Source organism: Saccharothrix luteola (assembly GCF_020859565.1).
In the GTDB taxonomy this organism is placed as follows: Bacteria; Actinomycetota; Actinomycetes; order Mycobacteriales; family Pseudonocardiaceae; genus Actinosynnema; species Actinosynnema luteola.
This window is the reverse complement of sequence record NZ_JAJHUO010000001.1, coordinates 410,840-436,434: the sequence shown is the minus strand read 5'-3', so window position 1 is coordinate 436,434 and position 25,595 is coordinate 410,840. Positions and strand designations below refer to the sequence as shown.

The following is a 25,595-nucleotide window of genomic DNA, read 5'->3' as shown; positions in this document are numbered from 1 at the left end:
GGCCCGGGGTTCGAACACCCCCCCCCCCCCCCCGGGGGGGGGGGGCCGCCCCCCGCGCCCCCCCCCCCCCCCCCCCCCCCCCCGACCCGGCTCCGCGTCACAGCTGCTCGACGTGCTCACCGGACAGGTGGCGCCGGCAGTCGAAGATGTGCCGAGCGTGCCGGGTGATCTCGTCCGGCACGAACTCGTCGTGGTCGGTCAGCAGGACGACCAGGTCGGCGGAGGCAAGTTCGCCCGCCGTGCCGTCGACCCGGCGGACCACCCCGTCGAGCGGGGACGGCTCGACCACGTGCGGGTCCGCGCCGGCCACGTCCGCCCCCATGTCCACGAGCAGCTGCGCGACGCGCACGGCGGGTGACTCGCGGGCGTCACCGGTGTTCTTCTTGTACGCCAAGCCCAACAGCAGGATCCGGGAGCCCCGCACCGCGAGGCCGCGCCGGTTGAGCGCCGCGGTGATGCGGCCGACGACGTAGTCGGGCATGTGCCGGTTCACGTCGTTGGCCAACTCGACGAACCGGAAGCTCTTGCCCAACGTGCGCTCCACGCGCCAGGACAGGTACGACGGGTCGATCGGCAGGCAGTGCCCGCCGACACCCGGGCCGGGGGTGAACCGCATGAACCCGAACGGCTTGGTCGCGGCGGCGTCGATCGCCTCCCACACGTCGACGCCGAGCCCGTCCGAGAACATCGCGATCTCGTTGACCAGTGCGATGTTGACGTGCCGGAAGGTGTTCTCCAACAGCTTCGCGAGCTCCGCCGTCCTGGTCGACCCCACCGGGACGGTCTGCTCGACCAGGGTGTCGTAGAACCGGTGGACCCGGTCGAGCGACGCCGCGTCCACACCGGACACGACCTTCGGCGTCGAGACCAGCGTCCAGTCCCGGTTGCCCGGATCGATGCGCTCGGGGCTGTAGCCGAGCGCGAAGTCCTCGCCCGCGGTCAGCCCGGACTCCTTCTCCAGGATCGGCGCGACGACCTCCTCGGTGGTGCCGGGATAGGTGGTGGACTCGACCACCACGCACGCGCCGGGCCGGAGGTGCTCGCCCAGCGTCCGGGCCGCGGCCTCGGCGTAACTCAGGTCGGGCTGGCCCTCCCGCAGTGGCGTCGGCACGGTGACCAGCGCGACGTCGAAGCCGGCGCAGTCGCTCGCGTCGGAGGTCGGGTGGAGCGACCCGCTCCCGATCAGCTCCCCCAGGTCGGCGTCCGGGACGTCCTCGACGTAGGACTTCCCCGCGGCCAACGACTTCACCCTCGACTCGTCCGGGTCGAAGCCGACCACCCGGTGCCCGACCCGGGCGGCGCGCACCGCCAACGGCAACCCGACGTACCCCAGACCCATCACCACTACCCGCTCGCTATTGATGTGCATGATCCAGCCTTTTCCCCTCGGCGAATGGAGTGCGACTGCGACAGCAGAAGCGCGTAGCGCTCGACGGGATAGTCATACACCGTTGCTCGGGCTACGGTGGATTCCACGGTGGCTGAACAAGTGCTCGCCGAGAATTCGCAGAACTGAACTGGAGCGCCGGTGAAGGTTCTCGTGGCAACGCCCTGGTACCCCACTCCACAACACCCGATCGACGGCGTCTTCGTCCGTGAGCAGGTGCGTGGCCTGGCCGAACACCACGACGTCGCCGTCCTGCACATCGCGCCGCCGGTGGCCGGACCGGCGCCGCCGACCCGCGTGGACGGAATTCCCGTCTTCACCGCCTCCTGGCGTGCTCGAACGGGACCGATCGGTCGGGTGAGAGCGGTTCTCGACGCGGTGCGGCGGATTCGCCGAAGCGGATTCGAACCCGACCTCGTGCACGCGCAGATTGCCGCGAAAAGCGTCCCGGCGCTGGTCGCGGCGAAGCGGCTGTCCGTTCCGCTGGTGGTCACCGAGCAGTGGTCGCGCGTGATGGACCTCGACCCCCGGCCACTGCCTCCGGGGCAGCGCAGGTCGGCGGCGGCGGTCTACCAGGGGGCCGACGCCGTCCTCGCGGTCGGAAGCGAGCTGCGCAGGGCCATCAAGGACCTCACCCCGCGGGCAAGGGTCCTCGTGGTGCCCAACCCCGTCGACACCACCGTGTTCCACCCCGGGCTGCGCCCGACGGCCACCGAGGACGGCCGCCTGCGGCTCATCACGACCGGTCGCCTGGTCGACTACAAGGGCGTCGACCAAGTCCTCCGAGCCACCGCTCTGCTGCGCGATCGCGGCCTGGACCCGCACCTGGACGTCATCGGCGAAGGCCCCGAGCTGGGCCGCCTCCGCGCGATGGCGGCCGACCTGCGGCTGGCCGACGCCGTCCGGTTCCACGGTCGGCAGCACAAGGCCGACTTCGCGCCGCTCGTCGCCGCCGCGCACGTCGCCGTGGTGGCCGGCGACTTCGAGACCTTCTGCGTCGCCGGAATCGAGGCCCTCGCGTGCGGAACCCCGGTGGTGGCCACCCGCTGCGGCGGCCCCCAGGACTACATCACCCCGCGCAACGGGCGGCTGGTGCCGCTCTGGGAACCGGGGTTGATGGCGAACGCGATCGCCGACCTCGTCGACCGCGCGGACGTCGGCTCCCCGGAGGAGATCGCCCGGGCGACGGCCGCGGAGTACGGCATCGACGCCGTCGGCAGGCGCATCGCCGGGATCTACCAACGACTGCACCGACGCTGACCCGCTGGGAGCCGACCACGATGCACATCGACACCTACCACCGGGTGGTCCGAGCGGTGGACCTCCTGACACCGCAACGGTTCCACGCACCCGTCGTGCCCGCGGTCGCCGGGTGGGCGATGCGCCGGGTTCCCGACCGCCGCCTGCTCGAACGCCGGATCCTGCCCGGCATCGCCGCGGCGCGGCACCGCAGGGTGCTGTTCGTCGGCACCAGCCGGGTGCCGGACACCCGCACGTACCACCTCGACTACCCGTGGGGCGACACGGAGTTCTGGACGATGGACAAGGACCCGGAGGCCGCGGCGTGGGGTGGCGACCGGCACTGGTCCGGTGACATCTGCGCGGTGTCCGAACGCTTCCCGGCCGGTTGGTTCGACTGCGTGCTGCTCAACGGCGTGCTGGGCTGGGGCGTCGACACCGGACCCGCCCAGGAGTTGGCGCTCGAGCAGTGCCGGGAGGTGTTGTCGCCGGGCGGGCTCCTGGTGGTGGGGTGGAACACGTCCAAGTGCGCAGACCCGCTGCGGTTGTCCGCCGTGGCGCGGCACTTCGAGCGGACCACGTTCGCCGGGCTGCCCGCCCGGTGCGAGTTCGCCGAGACCGACCACGTCCTCGACTTCCTGTCCGCCCGCCGCACGCCGCCGGGTGGGCCGGACCAGCCAACCGACGGCACGACGGTGAGGAACCCATGAGCGAACTGAACGACGGCGCGCGCGGTGCGGACTTCCTGGTGGCCGGGCTCAACCACGGCGCGCACGACTCGTCCGCCTGCCTGGTGCGCGGCGGCGAGGTGGTCGTCGTGGTCGAGCAGGAGCGGGTGAGCCGCCGCAAGCGCGCGATCGACGAGCCACCGGTAGAGGCGCTGCGCGCCTGCCTGGACCACGCCGGGTACAAGCTCGAAGACCTCGACGCGGTCGCGCTGGGTTCGGACATGGACCGGTTGGCCGCCTGGATGGACCTGACCGAGGCCGAGCGTCCCGAGGTCCTGCCCTACGACGACCCCGACCGGCTGTTCCCCGAGTCGGTCTTCGGTGACGGGACGCGTCCGCCGCTGGTGCCGGTCCCGCACCACATCGCGCACGCGGCGAGCACCTTCTGGCCCAGCGGCTTCGAGGAGGCCGCGGTGCTGGTCATGGACAACCGCGGGGAGGACACCGCCACCACGCTGCTCCGCGGCGGTCCGGACGGGTTCGAGGTGCTGCGGGAGCACGGCATCGAGCACTCGCTGGGCCTGTGGTACCGCATCGCTACCCAGTACGCGGGCCTGTACTCCAAGGACGGCACCGCGGGCAAGCTCATGGGGCTGGCGTCCTACGGCCGGCCGAAGTACGACGTGGCGTTGCGGCACACCGAGCGCGGCCCGGAATGGCGAGGTGTGCCCGGGGGCACCGAACGTGGACGTGCCCTGCCCCCGCAACGCACCACGCAACTGCTCGAGTACTTCGCGGAGCACTGCTTCCCGTACGAATCGGGCCTCACCGGGGAGCCGATGGCGTACGCCGACTTCGCCGCGTCGGTGCAGGACGCGTTGGAGACGACGATCCTCGAGCTGTGCCGCGAGCTGCACGACGCGACCGGGCTGTCGTCGTTGGCGCTGGCCGGCGGGGTGGCGCTCAACTGCACCGCCAACGGGCGCATCGCCCGCGAGGGCCCGTTCCAGCGGATCTTCGTCCAGCCGATGTCGCACGACGCCGGGGTCGGCCTCGGCGCGGCGCTCGAAGTCAGCAGGACCGCGCGCCCGGACCTGTTCTCCCCGGAGCCGATGACGCACGCGTACCTCGGACCGGGCTTCACCGACGAGGAGGTGGCCACCGTGCTGCGCGACCGGGGGCTGGAGTCCGAGGAGCTCGGCGTCCTCGAACTGGCCGAGCGCACCGCGGACCTGCTGGCCGCGGGCGCGGTGCTGGGCTGGTGCCAGGGTCGCGGCGAGGTGGGGCCCCGGGCGTTGGGCGCGCGCAGCCTGCTCGGCGACCCGCGCAAGCGGGAGCACCTGGTGCGGATCAACCAGCTCAAGGGCCGCGAGGTGTGGCGGCCCCTGGCGCCGAGCGTGCTCCGCGAGCACTACAGCCGGTTCTTCGCCGGGGCGCCCAATCCCTTCATGATCGTCGCCGCCGAGGTGCGACCGGAGGTTCGTCCCGCCGTGCCCGCCGTGGTGCACGTGGACGGCTCCGCCCGACCGCAGGTGGTCGACGGGGACGGCGCGCCGCACTACGCCGCGCTGCTGCGGGCCTTCGAGCGGCGGACCGGACTGCCGCTGGTGATCAACACGTCGCTCAACAGCGCGGGCAAACCCATCGCCAACACGCCGGCCGAGGCCGTCGACATGTGCCGGGAGATGGGTGTGGACGCCATCGCGGTCGGGTCGCACCTGGTCCGGTTCCGCTGAGGCGGGACACCGATTTCCACAGAGGAGGGACGATGGCCTGGCGCCGAGAGCGGCTTCGAGTGCTGTACCTGACCTGTCATCTGCCGTTCCCGGCGCACAGCGGTGGACGGCTGCGCGACGCCGAGCTGATCAGACAGCTCGCCGAGCACGTCGACGTGCACCTGTTCGTGGTGTCGAAGACCTACGAGCAGGACCGCGCGCACGAGGCCGAGGCGGTCAGGCACTGCGCCTCGGTCTCGATCCTGCCCGCCTCGCGGCCCGTCGACTCCGACACCGCACCGGAGAAGGTGCGCAGGCACCGCTGCCCGGGCATGCGCGCGCTGATCGCGGCGGAGCTGGCCGCGACGGACTTCGACGTGGTGCACGTGGAGGGCTACTACCTGATGCAACACGTCCCTCGGGACTGCGGGGTGCCGGTGTTCCTCGGCACGCAGAACGTGGAGTACCTGCTGGAGGAGCAGCGCTGCCTGCTCGCCGCCGCCGAGCCCTCGCCGTCGGACCGCCGGGTGGAGGAAACCGCGTGGTCCCAGGCGGACGCGTGTGGCGCCGTGAGCCTTGACGACCTCCTCCACATCAAGGCACGGCTGCCCGACGCGGTGGTGCGGTGGACGCCCGACGGCGCCGACCACGTCCGTCGGGAGGTGCACGTGGCGGACCCGCTCCCGCGGCTCGGGCCCGGCCCGCGAGTGCTGTACCTGGCCAACTTCGGCTACGAGCCGAGCGCGGACGCCGCGAGGGTGCTCTGCGACCGGATCTGGCCCGCGATCCTGTCCAGGGTGCCCGAGGCGAACCTCGTCCTCACGGGCGCCAATCCGCCCGGCTGGCTGGTCGCCGCCGCGTCGCGCCGTCCCGGCATCACCGTCACCGGCCCGGTGGAGTCCGTCGGGCCGCACCTGGCCGCGGCCGACGTGTTCCTGGCCCCGCTGCGGATCGGGGGCGGGGTGAAGGTGAAGATCCTGGAGGCGCTGGCGGCGGGGTGCGCGGTCGTCACGACGCCCATCGGCGCGCAGGGCCTGCCGGACGAGGCGCGGGCGGCGATGGTCGTGGCCGAGGACGACCAGGGCACGATCGACGGCACGGTCCGCCTGTTGCGCTCGGAGGAGCAGCGGCGGTCGCTGGAGGCCGCGACCAGGGAGGCGGTGCGGTCGCTGCCCGGCTGGGGGCAGGCGTCGCGGTTGCTGCGGGACGGGTGGCTGGCGATGCTCGACCGCGTGCGGACGAAGGCCGAGGACGGGCAGCTCTGCGCGAGTGCGGGCTGAGCCACCGACGAGGCCGTGCGGCGCGGTTCGGCCCCGCACGGCCTCGTCGTGTCACAGCTGTCGAACAGCAGCGGCAGCAGCGGAGAAACCGGCGTGGATCGCCGCCACCGCCTGGTCGATGTCCCGCTCCCGCATCGCTTCGCAGACGAACCAGTGGTGGCTCGGGTGCAGCAGCAACCCTTCGCGCAGCGTCGTGGCGTAGAACGCCTGGGACGCAACCTGGTTGATCCCATCGTCCTCGTAGTGGAACTCGAGCCACGGCGTGGGGGCCAAGCCGATCGGCCGTGCCGGGATCCGGCAGTCGGCGGCTGCCGCGGCGATGCCCGCCTGGAGCCGGCGGCCGAGCTCCCACAGCACCGCGGACGTCTCGCCGGTGCGCACCACGTCGATCGTCGCCACCGCCGCCGCCATCGCGTCGGAGCTGCGGTAGAAAGTGGACGAACTGGAGATCCGCCTGGAGTGGACCATGATGTCGCGGCGACCGGCCACTGCGGACACCGCGTACCCGTTGCCCATGGCCTTGCTGTAGGCGACGAGGTCCGCACGGACGCCGAAGTGCTCTTGCGCGCCACCTGGCGCGATCCGGAACCCGGAGCGCACCTCGTCCAGGATGAACAGCGCGCCGCGGGACCGCGTCAGCTCCGCGACCGCGGCGAGGTAGCCCGGGGCGGGTTCCTCGATCTCGTAGGGCATCATCACCACGCACGCCAGGGCGTCACCGATCTCCGCGACCCGGCGGCGCAGCCCGGCGATGTCGTTGTACACGAACGTTTCGACGTGGTCGGCGGCACCGGGGACGAGCCCGTTGGTCCGCGGCGCGCACCACTCGTGCCACCCGTTGTAGCCCCAGCGCAGCACGTGCGCACGCCCGGTCGCCGCCCGCGCGAGCCGGACCGCGACGGCGGTCGCGTCGGACCCGGTGCGGTGCAGCGACACCATCTCGGCGCCGGGCGCCGTCTCGACGAGCAGCTCGGCCAGCCGCAGCTGGGTCGGGGTGTGCAGGCTGCGGGCGAGGCCGTCGGCCAGTTCGGACTTGACGGCCGACTCCACGCGGGGGTCGGCGTGGCCGAGCACCACGCTGCCGAACCCCAGGATGAAGTCCAGGTACTCGTTGCCGTCGACGTCCCACACCCGCGCGCCGCGCGCCCGCCGGGCGAAGACCGGGTACACGGGTTCGGCGAAGTCGCGCCCCAGCACGCCCGGCCTGCCGGTGAAGCCGGCGTCCACGCGTTCGGCACGGGCCAGCATCCGCCTCGAATCGGTGACACCCGCCCACTCCACGGTTGGCTGACGACTGATCAGGTCCACGGCGCCTCCTCGGTTCGCTTGCCGATCCGGGTGAACTATTGCAGCGGCGGCGCGGTGTTCTGAATAGTCGATCGAGGAGCGGGACGCCGCGCGGACCAGGTCGAGCCCGCGTTCCCACCGGCACTCGCCCGATGTCGACGAGCCCAGGAACGGGGATCCATGCGCGCACTGATCACGAACGACGACGGCGTGGCGGCACCTGGCCTGCACGCCCTCGCCGACGCGCTGGCCGCGGAGTTCGACGACGTGGTCGTCGTCGCTCCGGCCACGGACTGGAGCGGCGCGGGCACGGCGATCAACCCGGGCACTCGCACCGGTGATCTCCGCCCACGAGTGGTCGAACTGCCCGGCGTGTCCGGGGTCCCGGCCTACGCCGTCGCCGGTCCTCCCGCGCTGGCCGTGCTGGTCGCCCTGACCGGCGTCTGCGGACCGCGTCCGGACGTGGTGTTCTCCGGGATCAACAGCGGTCCGAACATCGGTGTCGGCCTGCTCCACTCCGGCACCGTGGGCGCCGCGCTGACCGCGGCCATCGGGGGAGTCCCGGCGCTGGCGGTGAGCCTGGACGGCCACTGGCACCTCGGTGTGGACCCGAACAAGGAAGTCCGGCGCCGGCACTGGGGCACCGCGGTCGGGGTGGTCGTCGACTTCGTGCCGACCCTGCTGTCGCTGGACGAGCCGTTGGTGCTCAACGTCAACGTGCCGGATGTGCCGTCGGACCGGCTGCGCGCGGTGCGGGACACCGCGATCGCTCCTGTGGCCGTGCTCGACCTGGTCGACCACGAGGGCGTCGCGCTGCTCGACATGCGCCCCGGCGTCGACCCACCGCCGGGCGGACAACCGACCGACGCCGCGTTGCTGGCCGCCGGGCACGTCACCGTCACGGCACTGCGCCTGGCGAGGTCGCTCGTTCCCGCCGACTTCACGGATCCCCGGGCAGCGGTTGTGGAGGCGTCGTGAAGCCGGAGCTCACCGACGCCCCGCCGGCACGCGCGCTGGACTGGGTGCGCAAGGCGGTCGGACGTGGATCGGACGTGCTCGACGTGCGACCGCTGGCCGGAAGCACGTCAGCGGTGCACGCCTTGACCGCACGCACCGCGTCCGGTGCGGTGATCCGGCTGGTGCTGCGGCGTTACGTCCGGCCGGAGTACTTGGCCTCGGAGGGCGATCCGCCCGGCTACGAGACCAACGCGCTCCGGTTGCTCGACGGCGGATCCGTGCCGGCGCCCCGACTCGTCGCCGCCGACGTCACGGGGGACGAGTGCGACGTGCCCGCCGTGTTGATGACGCTGTTGCCGGGCCGGCCGCGCAAGCCGCCGCCGGCCACCGAGCTCGCCGACTACCTGCGCGGGCTCGCCGAACCGCTACCCGACATCCACAGCACACCGGTGAACAGCGCCCTGCGCCCTTACCGCCCGTACTTCGCGGACGTGCGGCTGCGCCCGCCGTTCTGGGCGAAGGACCCCGCCATGTGGGAGCGGGCGATCGCCATCCACACCGGACCCGTGCCGCAGGGCAGCTCGTTCATCCACCGGGACTACCACCCCGGCAACGTGCTCTGGCACGACAACGCCGTCCAAGGCGTCGTGGACTGGGCGAACACGAGCACGGGACACCCGCACGCGGACATCGGCCACTGCCGGGAAAACCTGTGCACGGTCGGTCCGGACGTCGCCGAGCGGTTCCTGGACGCCTACCGGGCGGTGTCCGGGGACAACTCGGAGTACGACCCCTACTGGGACATCGCGGCGGCCGTGGGCTGGGCCCCGATCTCCGAGGAGGCTCCCGACCGACCGGACCTCTACGAGTCGTTCGTCGCGCGCGCCGTCGCCCGGGCGGCGCGCACCTGAAACATCACCCCGGCCTTCCGAAGAGGTGGAGCATGGCACCAGACAGTCGAACGACTGCGTCATCGGCCGGTAGCGGGCCATTGCGGTACCTGATCACCGGTGGCGCGGGCTTCATCGGCTCGCACCTGGTCGACGCGCTGCTGGCGCGCGGCGACCAGGTCACCGTGCTGGACAACCTGTCGACCGGCCGCGCGGTCAACCTCGACGCGGCGGCACGCGATCCGCGCTTCGAGTTCGTGCGCGGGTCGGTGCTCGACGAGTTGGTCGTCGACGAGCTGGTCCACCGGTGCGACGTGGTGGTGCACCTCGCGGCGGCGGTCGGCGTGCGGCTGATCATCGAGCAGCCGCTGCACTCGTTCACCACGAACATCCGCGGTTCGGAGATCGTCATCGAGGCCGCCCACCGCTACCGGCGCAAGGTCGTGGTGGTCAGCACCTCGGAGATCTACGGCAAGAACGGCGACCTCCCGCTGTCCGAGGACGCCGACCGCGTGCTGGGCAGCCCGACGGTGGCGCGGTGGGCGTACAGCACGGCCAAGGCGGTCGACGAGATCCTCGCCGCCGCCTACCACCGCGAGCGCGGCCTGGAGACGGTCACGGTGCGGTTGTTCAACACCGTCGGCCCCCGGCAGAGCGGTTCCTACGGCATGGTGATCCCGAGCCTGGTCGACCAGGCGTTGCGCGGCGACCCGCTGACCGTGCACGGCGACGGGAAGCAGACCCGGTGCTTCGCGCACGTCGCCGACGTGGTCGACGCCTTCCTGCTGCTGCTGGACAGTCCCGGTGCGGTCGGGGAGGTCTTCAACGTCGGCTCCCAGCACGAGATCAGCATCCTGGACCTGGCCAGGGAGGTGGTCCGGGCGGCGGGCAGTTCGTCGGCAGTCCGCCTGGTCCCGTATGACGAGGCGTACCCGGTGGGCTTCGAGGACATGCGCAGGAGAGTTCCGGACACCACCCGGCTCACCGCCCTCACCGGGTGGCGGCCCAGCCGCACGCTCTCGGAGATCCTCGCCGACGTCGTCGCCGAGAAGACGAGGACGGCGGGCCTCGTCCACGCCACCGACCAGGTGACGCCGTGACCCGGCTCCGCTGGGGGATCATCGGCACCGGGTACGCCGCGACGCTGTTCGCCTCGGACCTGGCCAGGGCCGAGGCGAGCCGTCCGCACGCCGTGGCCGGACGTGATCCCACGCGGACGGCTCGGTTCGCCGCGGAGTTCGGCGTGCCCGTCGCGCACCGCACCCCCGAAGAGCTGCTGGCCGACCCGGACGTCGACGCCGTCCACGTCGCCGTTCCGCACACCGAGCACGGGCGGTGGGTGCTGCGGGCGATCGAGGCGGGCAAAGCGGTGCTGTGCGAGAAGCCGCTCGCGGTGGACCCCGACGAAGCACGGGCGATGGTGGCGGCGGCCACCCGGTCGGGCACCTTCCTCATGGAGGGGTTCATGTACCGGCTCCACCCGCAAACCCGGCTCGTCGCCGATCTGGTCGCCAAGGGCGTGCTCGGCGAACTGCGGCTGATCCGCGCGTCGTTCACCATCGACGCCGCCCGCGACCCCGGCCACCGGTTGTTCGACCCGGCGCTCGGCGGCGGCGCGATCCACGACCTCGGGTGCTACCCGATGTCGGTGGCGCGGCTGATCGCGGGTGCGGTCGAGGGACGGTCGCACGCGGAGCCCGACCTGCTCGCCGCGGCGGGGCACATCGGCCCCACCGGGGTCGACGAGTCGGCGTCCGCGCTGCTGCGCTTCCCGACCGGTGTCGTCGCCCAGCTGAGCACCGGTCTGACCGCGCCCGCCGAACGGGGGCTGCGGGTCGAAGGGACCGCGGGCGCGCTCGTCGTCACGGATCCCTGGTCCGGTGGTCGACCCGCGGACGTGCTGACCGCCGACCAGCCGGCGGACAGCGGCGCCGTGCGGCTGCTCACGGCCGGGGGCAGCGAGGTGATCCCGGCCGTGGCGGACCTGCCGCTGTTCGCGGGCGAGGCCGACCACGTGGCCGAGTGCCTCGCCACGGGACGCACGCAGTCGCCGGTCGTCTCGCTCGACGACACCCTCGGCAACGTCGCCGCGCTGCACCGCTGGCGCGCGGCCATCGGCTGACCCTCGAACCGGACAGGAGGACCATGCCCCACCAGAGCACAACCCCCGGTCGACCGTCGCACGGACTCCCGGCACCCGCCAGGGTGCTGGCCGTGGGCGCGCACCCGGACGACGTCGAGTACGGCGCCGGCGGCACGCTGGCCAAGTGGGCGGCCGCGGGAAGCGAGATCCACACGGTCATCTGCACCGACGGGTCCAAGGGCACCTGGGACCCGGCCTCGGATCCCCTGGAGCTGGCCTCGCGCCGCCAGGCCGAACAGCGGGACGCCATGGTGGCGCTGGGAGGGAAAGCGGACAACGTCGGTTTCCTGGGCTGGCTGGACGGCGAGCTGACCGCCGGGCTGCGCCAGCGCTGGCAGCTGACCCACTGGATCCGCCTGTGCCGGCCGACCGTGCTGCTCGGGCACGACCCGTGGCGGCGGTACCTGATCCAGACCGACCACCGGGAAGCCGGGTTCCTGCTGACGGACGCGCTGGTCGCGGCGGCGGACCACACCTACTTCCCCGAGATGCGGCTGCCTCCGCACCGGGCGGAGGCGATGTTGCTGTGGGACGCCGACGAGCCCGACCACGTCGAGGACGTGGACGACCACCTCGACGCGAAGCTGGCGGCGCTGCTCGCGCACCGCAGCCAGTACCGCAACTCCATGGGGATCCACCCCGGGACCGAGGAATCGGACACCGCTGCGTTCCGGGCGCGGATCACCGGCAAGCTCGCCAGGCAGGCGGCCGGGCTCGGGTTCGGGCACGGTGAGGCGTTCAAGATCCTCCGCCTGACCGATCCCAACGAGGGCTGACGGCGGGTGGGACCCGTTTCCCGGGTCCCACCCGCGGTCGCGGTCAGCTTCGCGGTCAGCGCAGGTCGTCGTCGGGCACGATGTCGACGAACCGGTCCTGCCACAGCTCACGCAGCCGGGCGACGAGTTCGCGCCCGTCGTCCGCCACGGCGCCGTCCGCCACGAACCCGCCCGGCGTGGGCGGTTCGGCGTGGCGCAGGAACTCGGCCACCTCGGCGGTGATCGGCTTGGTCTTGCCGCCGGTGTAGGTGAACCGCACCTCGTGCCGGGCACGGTGGCCGGCGGGACCGGCGTCGTGACGGCTGATCACCGACGCGGTCGGCGCGAGCACGACCCGCAGCCCGAGGAACGCGCGCCAGTCGTCCGGCTTGCGGCGCACCACGACGGAGTCGATCACGAGGGCGTCCAACCCGGTCGTCAGGAAGCAGCGCACCGCGTCGTCGAGGGTCTGCACGATCGGCTCGGCGTGGTTGTTGAACGAGGTGTTGAGCACCACGGGCACGCCGGTCAGCTCACCGAAGCCGTGGATCAGGTCCCAGAAGCGCTCGTTGTCCGCACGCCGCACGGTCTGCACGCGTGCCGTCCCGTCGACGTGGGTCACCGCGCCCAGCTCGTCCCTGACCTCCGGGCGCACCCTGACGACGTAGGACATGAAGTCCAACCGCGCCCTGGTCTCCGGCAGGTCGAAGTAGTCGGCCGCGCGCTCGGTGAGCACGGCCGGTGCGAACGGCCGGTAGGACTCCCTCAGCTTGACCATCTCGTTCACGCGGTCCTGGTTGGACCTCGGCCGCGGATCGGCGAGGATGCTCCGGTTGCCCAAGGCGCGCGGCCCGAACTCGGAGCGCCCCTGGACCCACCCGATCACCGAACCGCTCGCGAGCAGCTCGGCCGCGGTGGCCGCGATGTCGTCGACCTGCTCGAACTCCACCAGCGCCGACCAGCGCTCCAACCCCTTCACCGCGTCGCCGCCGGGCACCGCTTCCGGCCCCAGGTAGGCGGTGCGGAGAGGCTCGGGGCTGAACGTTCGCGGCGAGTGCCGCCGGGCGACCTCGAACGCCGCCCCGACCGCGGCGCCCGAGTCGTGCGCGGCCGGGTCGACGAAGACCTCGTCGAACAGTCCGGAGGAGAGCAGACGCCCGTTGAGCGTGCTGTTGTGGCCGACCCCGCCGGCCACGCACAGCCGCCGCAGCCCGGTCGTCTCGCGCCAATGCCGGACGACGTGCAGCACGATCGTCTCCAACGTCTGCTGCAACGCCGCGGCGAAGTCGCGGTGGCGCTGGTCGAACGGCTCGCCCTTGCGGCGAGGCACGAAACCGGCGTCGAGGAAGTGCCGCTGCAGGCGGCGCCAGTCGAACTCGTACCCGCCGTCGGGCAGCAGCTCGTAGAGCCGGCCGAACACCGGCAGGTACTTCGAAGGGTCGCCGTAAGGGGCGAGCCCCATCACCTTGTACTCGTCGAACCGCTTGTAGCCCAACAGCTCCACGGACTGCAGGTACAGGTGTCCCATCGACTTGGCGACGGGCAGCGAGTGCAGTGCCCGCAGCTCGTGCCCCTGGCCGTGGAAGAAGGTGAGCGACTCGTCCTCCCCGTTGCCGTCGACGACCGCCACCAGCGACTCGTCGAACCCGGCGTGGTGGAAGACCGACCGCGCGTGCGCGAGGTGGTGCTTGACGAAGACGACGCGCTCCGGGTCGACGGTCGCGCCGAACTCCGCGCCGAGCTGCTCGACGATCAGCGAACGGCACCAGCGGACCGGCACTTCGGGGTGTTCGACGTATTGCACGCCCAGTTCCCGGTCGGTGTGGTCCTCGCAGAAGAAGAACGCGATCAGATCGACTTCCTCGAATGTGACGCCCGCGTGGTCGAGGCAGGCGCGCGCGGCCCGCCTGCTGAACTTGTTGGTGTGTTTTATGCGATTGAGCCGCTCTTCCTCGACTGCCGCCAGCAGCACGCCGTCGCGGACGAGCGCGGCGGCGGAATCGTGGTAGAACCACGTCGGCAGACCAGGGATGAAGTCATGTTCCAGATCCCCGAAGCAGCAGCTCAGACCGAGAACGAGCATCGTGGCGAACTCTCCTCTGTTCGGCGGTGCCCGGACCGGCGACGGCAGGCAGCGCACACGTCCCGACCGAAACGGAAAGGGGGAAGCAACACCGGGCACGGTCCATCGTGCAGCAGTGGAAATAGCGCCGCAACCGTGTACGACGTCCATTGGCGGTACCTTTCGCGACCGCGGGCGGCTCGCCCATAATGCCGTGACGGGCACGGGCGGAAACCGGCCCTCACCTGCCGACCGAATCGGGGATCGCCATGCCGCGCCAACCGGTGCTGCTCGCCTACCGGCCGTACGGCCTCGGGGACCTGCTCGTGGTCGTGCCCGCGCTGCGGGCGCTGGCCGACAGCTTTCCCGACCACCACCGGGTGCTCGTCACCCCGGCCGTGTGGGCGCCGCTGGCGGAGCTGACCGGGGCCGTCGACGAGGTCGTCGACACCCGGCGCCACACGATCACGTGCACACCGTTCACACGTCCGCCGATCGAGGAGGCCGCGGTGGTGGTCAACCTCCAGGGACGTGGACCGGGCAGCCACCGGATGCTGCTGAGCGGGTTTCCCGCCGCACGGCACATCGCCTTCGGCAACGCCGAGGCAGGGGTGGCGGGCCCGGCGTGGCGGCCCGGTGAGCACGAGATGGCCAAGTGGTGCCGGATGCTCAGCGAGTCCGGGATTCCCGCCGATCCCAGCCGGTTCCGCCTCCCGGCGCCGGACCGTCGACCTCCCGAACTGGCGGTGGGCGCGGTGCTCGTGGCACCAGGAGCCGCGTACGGCGCGCGTCGGTGGCCACTGGAGCGGTGGGTGGAGGTGACGCGCTGGTTGCGGCGCAACGGCCACCGGCCGGTCATCACCGGCCACGGCGCGGAAGAGGTGGCGCAGGCGCGGGAGATCGCCCGGCAGGCAGGCGTGGACGACGGCGCGGTGCTCGCCGGCGAGACCGGTGACGTGCTCGACCTCGTCGCCGTCGTCGCGGCGGCGGTCGCCGTCGTCGCGCCCGACTCGGGTCCCGCGCACCTGGCGACGGCACTGGGAACTCCGTCCGTCCTGCTGTTCGGCCCGTCGGCGCCCGCGGTGTGGGGTCCGCCCGCACGGGAGCCCCGTCACCGGGTGCTGTGGCACGGCGTCACCGGGGACGCCTTCGCCGACGAGGTGGACCCCGGACTGGCGCGCATCACCGTCGACGAGGTCCTGACCGAGCTGGACGGTGTGCTCGCGGGCTCACCCGCCCGGTGAGCTCAGGCGCCGGCCCAGCGGTCCAGGAACTCGTGGCCGGTGGTCACGACGTGCTCGGACCACTCGGTCCCGCTCGCCCAGGTGAGGTTGCGCAACACGCAGTGCGCCGCGTAGACGGCCGGCGCGCCGCGGTCGGTCGTGCGGAGGATCTCCTCCGCCAGCCGGTCCCGGACCCCCGGCTCGGCCTTCGGCCAGGCCGCCAGGTCCCAGTCGACGGTCATCAGGTCGTAGGAGGCGTCACCGGTGCGGCACGACTGCCAGTCCAGCACCGCCGTCACCCGACCGCCGTCGACGAGCACGTTGGCAGGCCCGAAGTCGAAGTGGACCAGGTCGTCCGGCGTCCGCTCGGGCAGCGGCGCCGCGGCGGCCGACGTGCGCAGGCGGGACAGCAGCTCGGCAACCGGCGGCTCGCACCCCACCAGCGCCGAAGGCCGGCACAGTGGCGAACGGTCCTCGACCAGCCCGCCCAGGACGAGGTCCCACCAGTCCCCACCGGTCCTCGAACCCGCGCCCCGCTCGTGGTCGACCACCGCGATCAACTGCTCCAGCGTGACGCCGTCGACGTGCTCGACCGGGCTGCCCGCCACGTACTCCTGCAGCTCGAACCACAACTCGCCCACCCGCCCGGCGGCGACCTGCCGCGGAATCGGGCAGCCCGCCGCCCGCAGCCGCGCCAGCGCGGGCTCCACGTGCTCCTCGGCGTGCCGGGCTTCCCGCCCCCAGGGCAACCACTTGAGCACCAACCGGGCGCCGTCCGGCCCGGTCACCTCGTAGGCGCCTTCGTCGCCCTTGGCGAACCTGCCGACCAGCGCCAGCGTCAGACCGCGCTCGCGCCGCACCAGTTCGACGACCTCGTGGACCTGTTCGTCGACGTCCGCCATACCGGGGGTGTCCCTCCTGCCTGTCCTCGGGCACCGGGGCGCACGCCCGTCAGCCGCCCTTGCTCTGGTAGCCGCGCACGCTGTGGAGCCACCACCAGCACGCCGCGGCGAAGGCAATCAAGTCGATCAAGGGTACCGCGTGGGCGACGAACGCGGGCGCCGGTCCGTCACCCGCACGTCCGAGGATGACCGACGCGGGGAAGAACGCGATGAAGGCGATCGGGAAGACCGTCATGAAACCGAGCCGCAGCAGCATCGGGAAGATGCCGATGGGGTAGTTGGCGAACGCGGTGATCAGGTTGTCCGTCCAGGTCATCAGGATGTCCGACGCCTCGGTCCGGAACGCGAACGACGCCATGACGAGCTGGATCGCACCCTCCAACAAGGCGGCGCCGATCACCGCCGCCACCAGGAACAGCAGCAGCGGCACCGTCCACTGGATGTCGAGCAACCGCAGCGCCGTGGTGAACAGCACGATCGCGACCGCGAGATCGCCGAACACGGAGACGTGGAACTCCCGCAACAGCACTTGGAGCAACGGGGAGACCGGCCGGTGCAGCACCACGTCGAACTCGCCGATCCGCACCATCTCCGGCACCCGCGACAGGTTCTTGAACAGGAAGAGGTGGACGCTGTGGCTCAGCACCCGCAGGGCGGCCACCAGCATCACCTCCGGCGCCGTCCAGCCGCCCAGCGAGTTGAACTGCTGCAACACGACGACCGCGAACGTCAACGCGCTCAACTGGAACAGCGCGGCGTAGAGGAAGGACAGCAACAGGTCCATCCGGAAGCGCAGCCGCACGCGCAGGTTGGCCCGGGTCAGCCGCGAGATCAACCTGAGGGGGTTGCGCGGGGTCGGTGGGGCGGGCGTCCACACGTCGTCGACCACGTCAGCCTCCCGAGATGACGAGCCGTCGGGACGCCGCGTGCCACAGCACCCGCGACAGCAGTGCCAGCAGCACGCCCCACCCCGCCTGGACCAGCAGGATCGTCGTGGTCTCCGCGGGCGTGATGCGTCCGATGTGGACCGAGACGGGCAGGTTGAGCGTGGCCTGGAACGGGAGCAGCTGGTTGACGCCGATGAACCAGGGCGGGAAGAACCAGATGGGCACGATGGCGCCCGAGCAGAGGTCCTGCACGAAGGTGTTGAGGCTCCTGAGCCCGCGGTTCGTGGTGAACCAGAAGCACGACACCTCGACGAGGAGGGTCAGGTAGTACTGCACGACCTGGCCGAGCACCAGGCTGATCAGCGTGACCACGAGCACCGCGGGCGATGACGGCGCGGTGACCAGGCCCAGGAACCCGCACGCCACCGCGCCGACGAGCGCGAGGGCGCTGCCGTAGAGGGCTTCTCCCGCCGAGCGCAGGAAGAAGTACCGGCCGGGAGCCATCGGACGGGTGAACCAGTACACGATCGCGCCGTCGGTGACCGCGCGGTAGACGGAATCCCTGGTCAGCACGCGGGTTCGGCTGATCAGCACGCCGAGCGCGGAGTACGACACCGCCTGCTCCAGCGTCATTCCGCCCTGGATCCCGGACCCTGTGCCGTAGAGAGTCGTCCACAGCACCCAGTACAGGAAGATCTGCACCGTGATGCCGAACGCGGTCGCGTAGAGCCTGCCGCGGTCGGCGAGCTCCACCGCCGGTCCCAGCCTGAGCAGCCGCCACGGACTCCCGGTTCGAAAGCCGCCCGCCGTCACGATGCCCGCCGGTCCGCCGCGACCAGCTCCGATGTTCCCTGGTACACATCGCGCATCAGCTCTTCGAGGCTGCGCTTGCGGAACGAGCAGTCGGCGACCGGCGCGGCCGCGGTGAGCACCCTGAGCACCCGCTCCGGCTCGGCGTCGCCGGCCAGTCGGTAGCGAGCCTCGGCCCCGCTCTGCTCGACCAGGGCGCAACCGGGCAGCGCGGGAGCGCGGGTGGGGCGGGTGAAGACCACGCAGAGGTCGCGCGTCGCGCCGGTGCGCCGCTCGAGCTCCTCGACGCCACCGTCGAAGACGAGCCTGCCGCCGTTGATCAACAGCAGTCGCCGGCACAACCGCTGGACGTCGCCCATGTCGTGGGTGGTCAGCACCACGGTCCGGCCCAGCTCTCGCACGACGTGGTTCAGGAAGCCGCGCACCTGTTCCTTGACCACCACGTCCATGCCGATGGTCGGCTCGTCGAGGAAGACGATCGGCGGTGCGTGCAGCAGCGCCGCGGCGAGGTCGGAGCGCACCCGCTGGCCCAGCGACAGGTGGCGCGCCGGGGTGTCCCAGAACGTCGACAGCGCGAGCAGGTCGTCGAACTCGGCGAGCCTGCGCCGGAAGACCTCCCCAGGGATGCGGTGGATGTCGTGCAGCACGTCGAACGAGTCACGAACCGGCAGGTCCCACCACAGCTGGGTCCGCTGCCCGAACACGACCCCGATGCCCGCGGCGTGGCGGATGCGGTCGCGGTGCGGAACCCGGCCGTTGACCACCAGCGATCCGGAGCTCGGCACGAGGATCCCGGTCATCATCTTGATGAGGGTCGACTTGCCCGCGCCGTTCGGGCCGAGCAGACCGACCAGCTCGCCGCGCTCGATGGCGAAGCTGACCCGGTCCACGGCCGTCCGCTCCTCCCGACGCGGACGCACGAGCGAACGCAGCGCGCCGGCCACACCGGGATCCCGCCGCACCACGCGGTAGGCGCGGCTGAGGTCTCGTGCCTCGACGACGGGATCGGAACTGCCTGCGGGGATCGGGCTCACTGCGAACTCCAAGTGGATCGGCGTTGCGCGGGACGATCGACGTGGGTCCACCACCGGGATCCGTGTCTACCGCACCCGCGGCGCGTCGGTCACGTCGAGCGGAGACGGACCGGGTCGAACATTGCCCCGACCGGCGACCCGGCAATAGCGTCGTGACGCGGCCGCATCTTCGACGTCATCCGCACTACCCCCGGAGAGCAGGAATGGAGCACTACACCGCGGTTCCGCCGACTCCGACCACCGACCTGGGCACGGCGAGCAGCGACCTGGCCGAGTCCGGCTACTGCGTGGTCGCCGACGTGCTCGGGCGTGCCGAACTCACCGCGCTGCGCGCCGGCTTCGCCGAGGTCGAGGCGAGGGACCGGGCGGCGGGCAACCCGTGGTACTCACGGGGCAACTACCGCATCACCGCGCTGTTGAACCACGGCCCCGAGTTCGTCGCCCTGGCCGAACACCCCACCGCACTCGCCCTCACGGAGCAGCTGCTCGGACCGCACCACCTGCTGTCGAGCATCACCGCGCACGTGACCCTGCCCGGGAACACGGCCCAGTCGGTGCACGCCGACCAGCAGTACATCCCCGAGCCGTGGTCGTACGCGATGGGCACCCAGGCGTGCTGGCTCCTCGACGACTTCACCGAGGCCAACGGCGGCACCGTGATCCTGCCCGGCAGCCACCTGGCGGGCCGGGCGCCCACCAAGGAGGAGGTCACCGCCGCGACCACCGTCTCGATCACCGCGACGGCCGGCAGCCTGCTCGTGCTCGACGGCCGGGTGTGGCACCGCGCCGGGGTGAACACCACGCCCGACACGATCCGCCGCGGCATCTTCGCCCACTACTGCTCGCCGTTCATCCGACAGCAGGAGAACTTCTTCCGCTCCCTGCGCCCGGAGGTCCGCAGTGGACTGTCGCCGACCATGCGCCGGTTGCTGGGCTACGACATCTGGGAGGGGCTCGGCACCGTCGACGGGCTGCCGGTGGAGTGGATGGGCACGGGTCGACGGACCGGGCCGACGAACGCGGACGGCCTGTTCGACACCTGATCCCCGGCCGTCACCGGCGACCGACGAGCCCGGCCACGACGGCGCGGAGGTCGGGTCCGCCGGGTCGGACGAGCAGCCCGGTGGCGCCGGCCGCCTCGGCCGCCTCGACGTCGGAGGCGCGGTCTCCCACCACCACCGCCCGGGCCGGGTCCACCCCGAGCTCGGCGGCGGCGCCCTCGACGAGCCCGGGCGCGGGTTTGCGGCACCGGCACCCATCGGCGGGCGCGTGCGGGCACACGGCCCAGACGTCGAACGGTCCGAGCAGCCGCTCGATGCGATCGGCGACGGCGAGGACCGCGCGCCGGTCGAGCAGGCCGCGCCCGACACCGGACTGGTTGGTGACCACGCCCAGCGCCACGCCCTCGGCGCGCAGCGCGTCCACCGCCCACCTGGCGCCGGGAACGGGGACGACGAGGTCCGGATCGCCGTTGTACGGCACGTCGTGCACCAGCGTCCCGTCACGGTCGAACAGCACCGCTCCCGGCCACCCGCCGCCGGCCGGCCGGAGGGGGCGGGCGCCACGGGAACCGCGGATCAGCCACATGCGATCTCCCTCGCGTCACGGCAGGGCCCGCCGCGGTCGTTCCGGTTCAGCGCAGTCGCAGATGGAGGTTACTGGTATGGGCACCGACGAACACCACGACGACGCCGGGTTCGACACGAGTCACATCGGTCGTCTGGTCGAGGCCGCCTCGCGGTTGGACACCGGCCGGATCCGAGTCTGGGGCGAGGCGCTCGCCGCGCTGTTCTCCGCCGGTGGACGCGTCCTGGTGGCGGGCAACGGCGGTTCCGCCGCGGAGGCGCAGCACCTGACCGCCGAGCTGGTCGGCCGCTACCAGCACGAGCGGCGCGCGTTGCCCGCCATCGCCCTGCACGCCGACACGTCCACCGTGACCGCGGTCAGCAACGACTACGGCTACGAGGAGGTCTTCGCCAGGCAGGTCCGCGCCCACGGCCGAGCGGGCGACGTGCTGCTGTGCCTGTCGACCTCCGGTCGCAGCGCGAACCTGCTGCGCGCGGCCGAGGCGGCGGCGGAGATCGGGATGACGACGTGGGCGCTGACCGGACGTGCGCCGAACCCCCTGGCGGAGCTGTGCGACGACGCCGTGCCGGTCGACACCGATGCGGTCGCCACCGTGCAGGAGTGCCACCTGGTCGGCATCCACGTGCTCTGCGCGTCGCTCGACGCCGCGCTCGGTGTGCGTGCCCCGGCAGCCCTCGCGCCCCCGGGGCGGCGCCGGCTGGTGGTCGTGGGCGACGCCCTCCTGGACCGCGACCTGAACGGCGCGGTGAGCCGGATGTCGCCGGAAGCACCGGTCCCGGTGGTCGACTCGATCACCACCACGACCCGACCGGGTGGCGCCGCCCTGGCCGCGGTGCTCGCCGCCCGTGCGGGCGACGACGTGGTCCTGGTGACCGCGCTGGCCGACGACCTGGACGGCGCCCGGCTGCGCGAGTCGCTGAGCGCCGAGGGCATCGAGATCGTCGACCTCGGCCTGCGTGGCCGCACCCCGGTGAAAGCGCGGGTCCGCAGTGGCGGACGCACGATGCTGATGCTGGACGAGACCGATCGGAACCCCGGCGCCGTCGGCGCCCCACCAGCCGACCTGGCGCGGACGCTGCGGGACGCCTCGGCGATCCTGGTGTCGGACTACGGACGTGGTGTGGCCGGCGTGCCCGCCATCCGCCGCGCGATCGCCGAGGTGGCCAGGTCCGTGCCGACCGTGTGGGACCCCCACCGCGCGGGCGCGCCTCCGGTGGCCGGGACGTGCCTGGTGACGCCGAACCGCACGGAGGCCGCGGTCCTGTCCGCCAACCCGAACCCCGGTGCCGGGGCGACCGGGTTGGACGAGGACACGGCGAACGGGCGTGCGTTGCTCGAAGCCTGGGGCGTGCCCCGGATCGTCGTGACGCGTGGTGCTCTTGGGGCGCTGTTGGTCGAGAACACCGACCGGGCCCCTCTGGTGATCACCGCGGAACCGGCCACGTCCGAGGACACCGTCGGCGCCGGGGACCGGTTCGCCGCCGCCGTGGCCGGTGGTCTCGCGCGCGGGGAACTGCCCTCGGTGGCCGTGCCGAAGGCGGTGGCCGTGGCGACCGCCTTCGTCGCCGCGGGTGGCGTGTCGGCACTCGCGGAGGACGCGGTCGCACCCGCTCACGAGCCGGAGGCCCCCATCGCCTTGGCCGAGCGCGTGCGGGCGCGCGGCGGGCGCGTCGTGGCGACGGGTGGGTGCTTCGACATCCTGCACGTCGGGCACGTGTCGATGCTCGCCGAGGCGCGCAGGCTCGGTGACTGCCTCATCGTGTGCCTCAACGGTGACGCCTCGGTCGCGCGGCTCAAGGGACCGAACAGGCCGATCGTCCCCGCATCCGAGCGGGCCGCGATGCTGAGCGCGCTGCGCAGCGTCGACGCCGTTCTCGTGTTCGACGAGGACACCCCGGAGCAGGCCCTGGAGCGACTGAGGCCGGATGTCTTCGTCAAAGGCGGCGACTACGCCATCCACGAACTGCCGGAGGCGGTGGTGGTCGAGCGCCACGGCGGTCAGGTGGTCACCGTCCCGTACGTGACCGGGCGCTCGACCACCTCGCTCATCCGCAGTGCGGCGGGCACGGACCCGAACCCGTCGCTGGAGACGCGATGACGTCCGACATCCTCCCCACGCGGGTCCGCTCGGCCCTGGCCGGACTGGACCGCACGCCCGTCGGCCGCCACGTCGAGGAGGTGCTGCGCCTGCACGCGGAGCTGTCGCAGCTGCGGGCGGACCGGGGCACCATCGCCGAGGTCGTCCGGGCGAGCCTGGAGACCGCCGCGTGCGGGCTGGTAGCGCTGGTGCACGACGCCGGCCACGCCCGCGAAGAGGTTCTTCGGGAGGCGCTTGGGATGGCCAGGGCGGCGGTGGTGGCCGCCGGGATGGCCGTGGTGGAAGCCGATGACGAGAGGAGACGCGGTGACCGCGACGCACAACCCTCCGCGAGGTGAACCCGCCTCGGCGGGGCCCGCGGTGTCGAGAATCGCGTTGGGCGGCCGATTCGGGGAGGAGGACGCCGGCCTCTCACGGGCGCGGCTGGACCGGTTCGCCGAGCGCGGCGGGCGCTGGGTCGACACCGCGCACAGCTACGCGGACGGTCGGTCCGAGCGGACGATCGGTTCCTGGTTGCGCGCCAACCCCGGCGTGCTGACCTTGGAGACCAAGATCGGGCACCCGGACGACGACGGTCATCTCGACCTCGGCGCCGCCCGGCTGACCGCGGAGCTGGACGAGTCCCGGCGGCGGCTCGGGCTGGAGTGCGTGGACGTGGTGCTGCTGCACCGCGACGATCCCGCCCGCCCGGTCGCGGAGCTGGCCGAGGTGTTGGCGGGCTTCGTGGCTCGGGGCGCGTGCGAGCGGGTCGGGGTCTCGAACTGGTCGGCTCCGCGCCTGGCCGAGTTGATCCCCGTCCTGCGGGCGCACGGCTGCGACCCGGTCGTCAGCTACCAGTGCAGCCTGGCGGAGCCTGTCCGTCCACTGTGGCCGGAGACCAGGAGTGTGGCCGACGTGCGCGACGTCCTGGCCGAGCACAACCCCTGGCTCATCGCGTGGGCGGCACAGGCACGTGGCTACTTCGCCGGTCGTCCCGAGCCGGTGTCGGCGGACGCCACCGACCCGTTCGCCACCGACGTCAACGCGGAGCGGCGGGAGCGCTGCCGACAACTGGGCGGGGAGCACGGACTGCCGCCGGAGACGATCGCCTTGGCCTGGCTGCTGAACGCCACGTCGGCGACGGCGGTCGTCGGTGCACGCTCACTGGCCGAAGTGGACGCCTCCCTCGACGCCGCAGAGGTCTTCCTGGACCCGGAGACCTGCGCTTGGTTGGCCGACGGCTGACCCGGGCCGTGGAGCCTCCGCGTCGGGGGCGACCGCGAGCAGGTCGGCGGCGATGTCCGTGATCTTCCGCCACGCCAGGTCCAGGTGGGCGGAGGTGGTGGCGGTGCCGCCGGTGGCCAGGCGCAGGGTGTGCCGCCCGTGGACGTCGGTGTGGCTCAGGAGCAGTTCGCCGGAGGTGGTGAGGCGGCGCAGCAGTTCGGCGTTGGTGGCGTCGTCGGCGTGCAGCCGGAAGCACACCAGCCCGAACGGGTGGGGTGCGACGATCTCGAACCGGTCGTCCGCGCGGACCTTCGCGGCGAAGTCGCGGGCCAGAGCGATGCCCTCGCGGATGTGGGCGCGCAGCCCTTCGGCGCCGTACCAGCGCAGCACGAACCACAGTTTCAGCGCCCGCGAGCGGTGCCCGAGCGGGAGCTGCCGGTCGCGCAGGTCCACCGCGGCGGGGTGCGGGGCGGTGCTGCCGCTCAGGTAGGCGGGTGTGGTGGTCATGGCGGCGGTGAGGGCTCGTTGGTCGGTGACCCACATGGCGCCGCAGTCCAAGCCGGTGAGCAGCCACTTGTGCGGGTTGACGCAGTAGCTGTCCGCCAGCTCCACGCCGTGGTGGATCCACCGCATCTCGGGGCAGACCGCCGCGACACCGGCGTAGGCGGCGTCGACGTGCAGCCAGATGCCGTGCTCGCGGCACAGCTCGCCGATCTCGGCCACCGGGTCGACGGCGGTGGTGGAGGTGGTGCCGACGGTGGCCGCGACCATGACCGGCACGTTCCCGGCGGCGATGTCGGCCTCGACCAGGGCGCGCAGGTGATCCACCCGCATCGCCGGGGCGTGGTGGTCGACGTCGACCAGTCGGAGCCGGTCCTCGCCAAGGCCGGCCACGCGGACGGCCTTGGCGATGGAGCAGTTGCCCTCGGTGGAGGTGTAGACCGTGTACCGGGTGCCCGCGCCGTGGCGTCGCCAGTCCTCGCCGCCGCGTCGCCACAGGGCCGCGGTCAGCGCCACGAGAACGCCGGCCGACGCGGTGTCCTGGAGCACGCCGTTGCCGCGGAAGGAGGCGGGCAGGCCCAGCAGGTCGGCCAGCCAGTCGCACACCACCCCCTCCAGCTCGGTCAGCGCCGGATTGGCCGACCACAGCATCGCCTGCGGGTTGAGCCCCGCGGTGAGCAGTTCGCCCAGCACGGACGGGCCGGAGTTGGTCATGGGGAAGTGGCCGAGGAACATGGGGTGCTGCCAGTGAGCCAGGCCCGGTGTGATGAGCCGGTCGACGTCGGCGAGCAGGTCCTCGAACGGTTCGCCGTGCTCCGGTGCGCGTTCCGGCAGCGACGCCGCGACCTGTCCCGGTGCCACGTCCGGTGTGACGGGGCGTTGGTCGAGGTCGGTCCAGTAGCGGGCCAGCCAGTCGACGACCGCGTAGCCGTGGCGGCGGAACTCCTCGGCGCTCATGTGGCCGGTC

23 protein-coding genes and 1 pseudogene are annotated in these 25,595 nt (G+C 72.4%); 15 read left to right on the top strand and 9 right to left on the bottom strand.

From position 1 onward, the window contains the following. Positions 1-97: 97 nt before the first annotated feature. Positions 98-1,369, bottom strand: a complete 1,272-nt coding sequence (locus tag LNK82_RS01790; protein ID WP_230565109.1) for a nucleotide sugar dehydrogenase — start codon at positions 1,367-1,369, stop codon at positions 98-100. 159 nt (positions 1,370-1,528) lie between these two features. Between LNK82_RS01790 and LNK82_RS47525 the strand changes: the two genes are divergently transcribed. The 4 genes from LNK82_RS47525 to LNK82_RS01770 are packed head-to-tail and all read left to right on the top strand — an operon-like array spanning position 1,529 to position 6,289. Beyond that, positions 1,529-2,647, top strand: a complete 1,119-nt coding sequence (locus tag LNK82_RS47525; protein ID WP_230565108.1) for a glycosyltransferase — start codon at positions 1,529-1,531, stop codon at positions 2,645-2,647. Positions 2,648-2,667: 20 nt separating this feature from the next. Next, positions 2,668-3,336, top strand: coding sequence for a class I SAM-dependent methyltransferase (locus LNK82_RS01780; protein ID WP_230565107.1), 669 nt, complete (start codon positions 2,668-2,670; stop codon positions 3,334-3,336). Then, positions 3,333-5,030 (top strand): carbamoyltransferase family protein, encoded by a 1,698-nt coding sequence (locus LNK82_RS01775; RefSeq protein WP_230565106.1) that lies wholly within the window; start codon positions 3,333-3,335, stop codon positions 5,028-5,030. The genes LNK82_RS01780 and LNK82_RS01775 overlap by 4 nt, the downstream gene beginning before the upstream one ends. Positions 5,031-5,062: 32 nt before the next feature. Further along, entirely contained in the window at positions 5,063-6,289 is a 1,227-nt protein-coding gene (locus LNK82_RS01770; RefSeq protein ID WP_230565105.1) for a glycosyltransferase, read from the top strand. A 51-nt stretch (positions 6,290-6,340) separates the two neighbouring features. Here the strand turns inward: LNK82_RS01770 and LNK82_RS01765 are convergent, their stop codons facing one another. Beyond that, complete coding sequence (locus LNK82_RS01765; RefSeq protein ID WP_230565104.1) at positions 6,341-7,597, bottom strand: aminotransferase class III-fold pyridoxal phosphate-dependent enzyme; 1,257 nt, start codon at positions 7,595-7,597, stop codon at positions 6,341-6,343. Positions 7,598-7,756: 159 nt separating this feature from the next. On the opposite strand from LNK82_RS01765, the gene surE reads away from it, so the two are divergent. From surE to LNK82_RS01740, 5 genes are all read left to right on the top strand, one after another. Further along, positions 7,757-8,554 carry a 5'/3'-nucleotidase SurE gene (gene surE / locus LNK82_RS01760; RefSeq protein ID WP_230565103.1) on the top strand — a complete coding sequence of 266 codons (798 nt, stop codon included), beginning with the start codon at positions 7,757-7,759 and terminating at the stop codon, positions 8,552-8,554. Further along, positions 8,551-9,444: a phosphotransferase family protein gene (locus LNK82_RS01755; protein ID WP_230565102.1), complete on the top strand. Its 894-nt coding sequence runs from the start codon at positions 8,551-8,553 to the stop codon at positions 9,442-9,444. The genes surE and LNK82_RS01755 overlap by 4 nt, the downstream gene beginning before the upstream one ends. An 80-nt stretch (positions 9,445-9,524) precedes the next feature. After that, positions 9,525-10,523, top strand: a complete 999-nt coding sequence (locus tag LNK82_RS01750; protein ID WP_230565101.1) for an NAD-dependent epimerase/dehydratase family protein — start codon at positions 9,525-9,527, stop codon at positions 10,521-10,523. Continuing rightward, positions 10,520-11,545 carry a Gfo/Idh/MocA family oxidoreductase gene (locus LNK82_RS01745; RefSeq protein ID WP_230565100.1) on the top strand — a complete coding sequence of 342 codons (1,026 nt, stop codon included), beginning with the start codon at positions 10,520-10,522 and terminating at the stop codon, positions 11,543-11,545. Before LNK82_RS01750 ends, LNK82_RS01745 begins: the two co-directional genes overlap by 4 nt. A 92-nt stretch (positions 11,546-11,637) precedes the next feature. Then, positions 11,638-12,342 (top strand): PIG-L deacetylase family protein, encoded by a 705-nt coding sequence (locus LNK82_RS01740; RefSeq protein ID WP_230565099.1) that lies wholly within the window; start codon positions 11,638-11,640, stop codon positions 12,340-12,342. A 55-nt stretch (positions 12,343-12,397) separates the two neighbouring features. Here the strand turns inward: LNK82_RS01740 and LNK82_RS01735 are convergent, their stop codons facing one another. Further along, entirely contained in the window at positions 12,398-14,404 is a 2,007-nt protein-coding gene (locus tag LNK82_RS01735) for a carbamoyltransferase family protein (protein WP_230565098.1), read from the bottom strand. Between the two features lie 248 nt (positions 14,405-14,652). Between LNK82_RS01735 and LNK82_RS01730 the strand changes: the two genes are divergently transcribed. Beyond that, positions 14,653-15,627 carry a glycosyltransferase family 9 protein gene (locus LNK82_RS01730; RefSeq protein ID WP_230565097.1) on the top strand — a complete coding sequence of 325 codons (975 nt, stop codon included), beginning with the start codon at positions 14,653-14,655 and terminating at the stop codon, positions 15,625-15,627. 2 nt (positions 15,628-15,629) lie between these two features. Here LNK82_RS01730 and LNK82_RS01725 read toward each other — a convergent pair whose 3' ends face one another. The 4 genes from LNK82_RS01725 to LNK82_RS01710 are packed head-to-tail and all read right to left on the bottom strand — an operon-like array spanning position 15,630 to position 19,239. Continuing rightward, positions 15,630-16,508: a phosphotransferase enzyme family protein gene (locus LNK82_RS01725; RefSeq protein WP_230565096.1), complete on the bottom strand. Its 879-nt coding sequence runs from the start codon at positions 16,506-16,508 to the stop codon at positions 15,630-15,632. Between the two features lie 49 nt (positions 16,509-16,557). Continuing rightward, positions 16,558-17,397 (bottom strand): ABC transporter permease, encoded by an 840-nt coding sequence (locus LNK82_RS01720; RefSeq protein WP_230565095.1) that lies wholly within the window; start codon positions 17,395-17,397, stop codon positions 16,558-16,560. Position 17,398: 1 nt separating this feature from the next. Beyond that, on the bottom strand, positions 17,399-18,148 hold the full coding sequence (locus LNK82_RS01715; RefSeq protein ID WP_230565094.1) for an ABC transporter permease: 750 nt from the start codon (positions 18,146-18,148) through the stop codon (positions 17,399-17,401). 56 nt (positions 18,149-18,204) lie between these two features. Next, positions 18,205-19,239: an ABC transporter ATP-binding protein gene (locus LNK82_RS01710; RefSeq protein WP_230565093.1), complete on the bottom strand. Its 1,035-nt coding sequence runs from the start codon at positions 19,237-19,239 to the stop codon at positions 18,205-18,207. Between the two features lie 203 nt (positions 19,240-19,442). Here LNK82_RS01710 and LNK82_RS01705 point away from each other — a divergent pair, with 203 nt between their 5' ends. After that, positions 19,443-20,282 (top strand): phytanoyl-CoA dioxygenase family protein, encoded by an 840-nt coding sequence (locus LNK82_RS01705; protein WP_230565092.1) that lies wholly within the window; start codon positions 19,443-19,445, stop codon positions 20,280-20,282. Between the two features lie 10 nt (positions 20,283-20,292). Here LNK82_RS01705 and LNK82_RS01700 read toward each other — a convergent pair whose 3' ends face one another. Then, a complete protein-coding gene (locus LNK82_RS01700; protein WP_230565091.1) occupies positions 20,293-20,826 on the bottom strand; it encodes a D-glycero-alpha-D-manno-heptose-1,7-bisphosphate 7-phosphatase in 534 nt (177 codons plus the stop codon). Positions 20,827-20,902: 76 nt separating this feature from the next. Here LNK82_RS01700 and LNK82_RS01695 point away from each other — a divergent pair. From LNK82_RS01695 to LNK82_RS01680, 4 genes and pseudogenes are all read left to right on the top strand, one after another. Further along, positions 20,903-21,490, top strand: a pseudogene (locus LNK82_RS01695) (D-sedoheptulose-7-phosphate isomerase); the annotation flags it as partial. Further along, a complete protein-coding gene (gene rfaE2, locus LNK82_RS01690; protein ID WP_230565137.1) occupies positions 21,482-22,924 on the top strand; it encodes a D-glycero-beta-D-manno-heptose 1-phosphate adenylyltransferase in 1,443 nt (480 codons plus the stop codon). The pseudogene LNK82_RS01695 and the gene rfaE2, both read left to right, overlap by 9 nt. Continuing rightward, positions 22,921-23,262, top strand: a complete 342-nt coding sequence (locus tag LNK82_RS01685; protein ID WP_230565090.1) for a hypothetical protein — start codon at positions 22,921-22,923, stop codon at positions 23,260-23,262. Before rfaE2 ends, LNK82_RS01685 begins: the two co-directional genes overlap by 4 nt. Positions 23,263-23,284: 22 nt before the next feature. Then, positions 23,285-24,148: an aldo/keto reductase gene (locus LNK82_RS01680; RefSeq protein ID WP_230565089.1), complete on the top strand. Its 864-nt coding sequence runs from the start codon at positions 23,285-23,287 to the stop codon at positions 24,146-24,148. Here LNK82_RS01680 and LNK82_RS01675 read toward each other — a convergent pair. Continuing rightward, positions 24,065-25,585, bottom strand: coding sequence for a pyridoxal phosphate-dependent decarboxylase family protein (locus LNK82_RS01675; protein ID WP_230565088.1), 1,521 nt, complete (start codon positions 25,583-25,585; stop codon positions 24,065-24,067). The two genes, LNK82_RS01680 and LNK82_RS01675, sit on opposite strands and share 84 nt — an antisense overlap. Positions 25,586-25,595 lie beyond the last annotated feature (10 nt).

What these genes read in the sequence shown, in the direction of transcription:
- LNK82_RS01790 (WP_230565109.1), bottom strand. Translation starts at nt 1,369, where the DNA reads ATGCACATCAATAGCGAGCGGGTAGTGGTGATGGGTCTGGGGTACGTC.
- LNK82_RS01780 (WP_230565107.1), top strand. Translation starts at nt 2,668, where the DNA reads ATGCACATCGACACCTACCACCGGGTGGTCCGAGCGGTGGACCTCCTG.
- LNK82_RS01775 (WP_230565106.1), top strand. Translation starts at nt 3,333, where the DNA reads ATGAGCGAACTGAACGACGGCGCGCGCGGTGCGGACTTCCTGGTGGCC.
- LNK82_RS01770 (WP_230565105.1), top strand. Translation starts at nt 5,063, where the DNA reads ATGGCCTGGCGCCGAGAGCGGCTTCGAGTGCTGTACCTGACCTGTCAT.
- surE (WP_230565103.1), top strand. Translation starts at nt 7,757, where the DNA reads ATGCGCGCACTGATCACGAACGACGACGGCGTGGCGGCACCTGGCCTG.
- LNK82_RS01735 (WP_230565098.1), bottom strand. Translation starts at nt 14,404, where the DNA reads ATGCTCGTTCTCGGTCTGAGCTGCTGCTTCGGGGATCTGGAACATGAC.
- LNK82_RS01730 (WP_230565097.1), top strand. Translation starts at nt 14,653, where the DNA reads ATGCCGCGCCAACCGGTGCTGCTCGCCTACCGGCCGTACGGCCTCGGG.
- LNK82_RS01725 (WP_230565096.1), bottom strand. Translation starts at nt 16,508, where the DNA reads ATGGCGGACGTCGACGAACAGGTCCACGAGGTCGTCGAACTGGTGCGG.
- LNK82_RS01705 (WP_230565092.1), top strand. Translation starts at nt 19,443, where the DNA reads ATGGAGCACTACACCGCGGTTCCGCCGACTCCGACCACCGACCTGGGC.
- LNK82_RS01700 (WP_230565091.1), bottom strand. Translation starts at nt 20,826, where the DNA reads ATGTGGCTGATCCGCGGTTCCCGTGGCGCCCGCCCCCTCCGGCCGGCC.
- LNK82_RS01685 (WP_230565090.1), top strand. Translation starts at nt 22,921, where the DNA reads ATGACGTCCGACATCCTCCCCACGCGGGTCCGCTCGGCCCTGGCCGGA.
- LNK82_RS01675 (WP_230565088.1), bottom strand. Translation starts at nt 25,585, where the DNA reads ATGAGCGCCGAGGAGTTCCGCCGCCACGGCTACGCGGTCGTCGACTGG.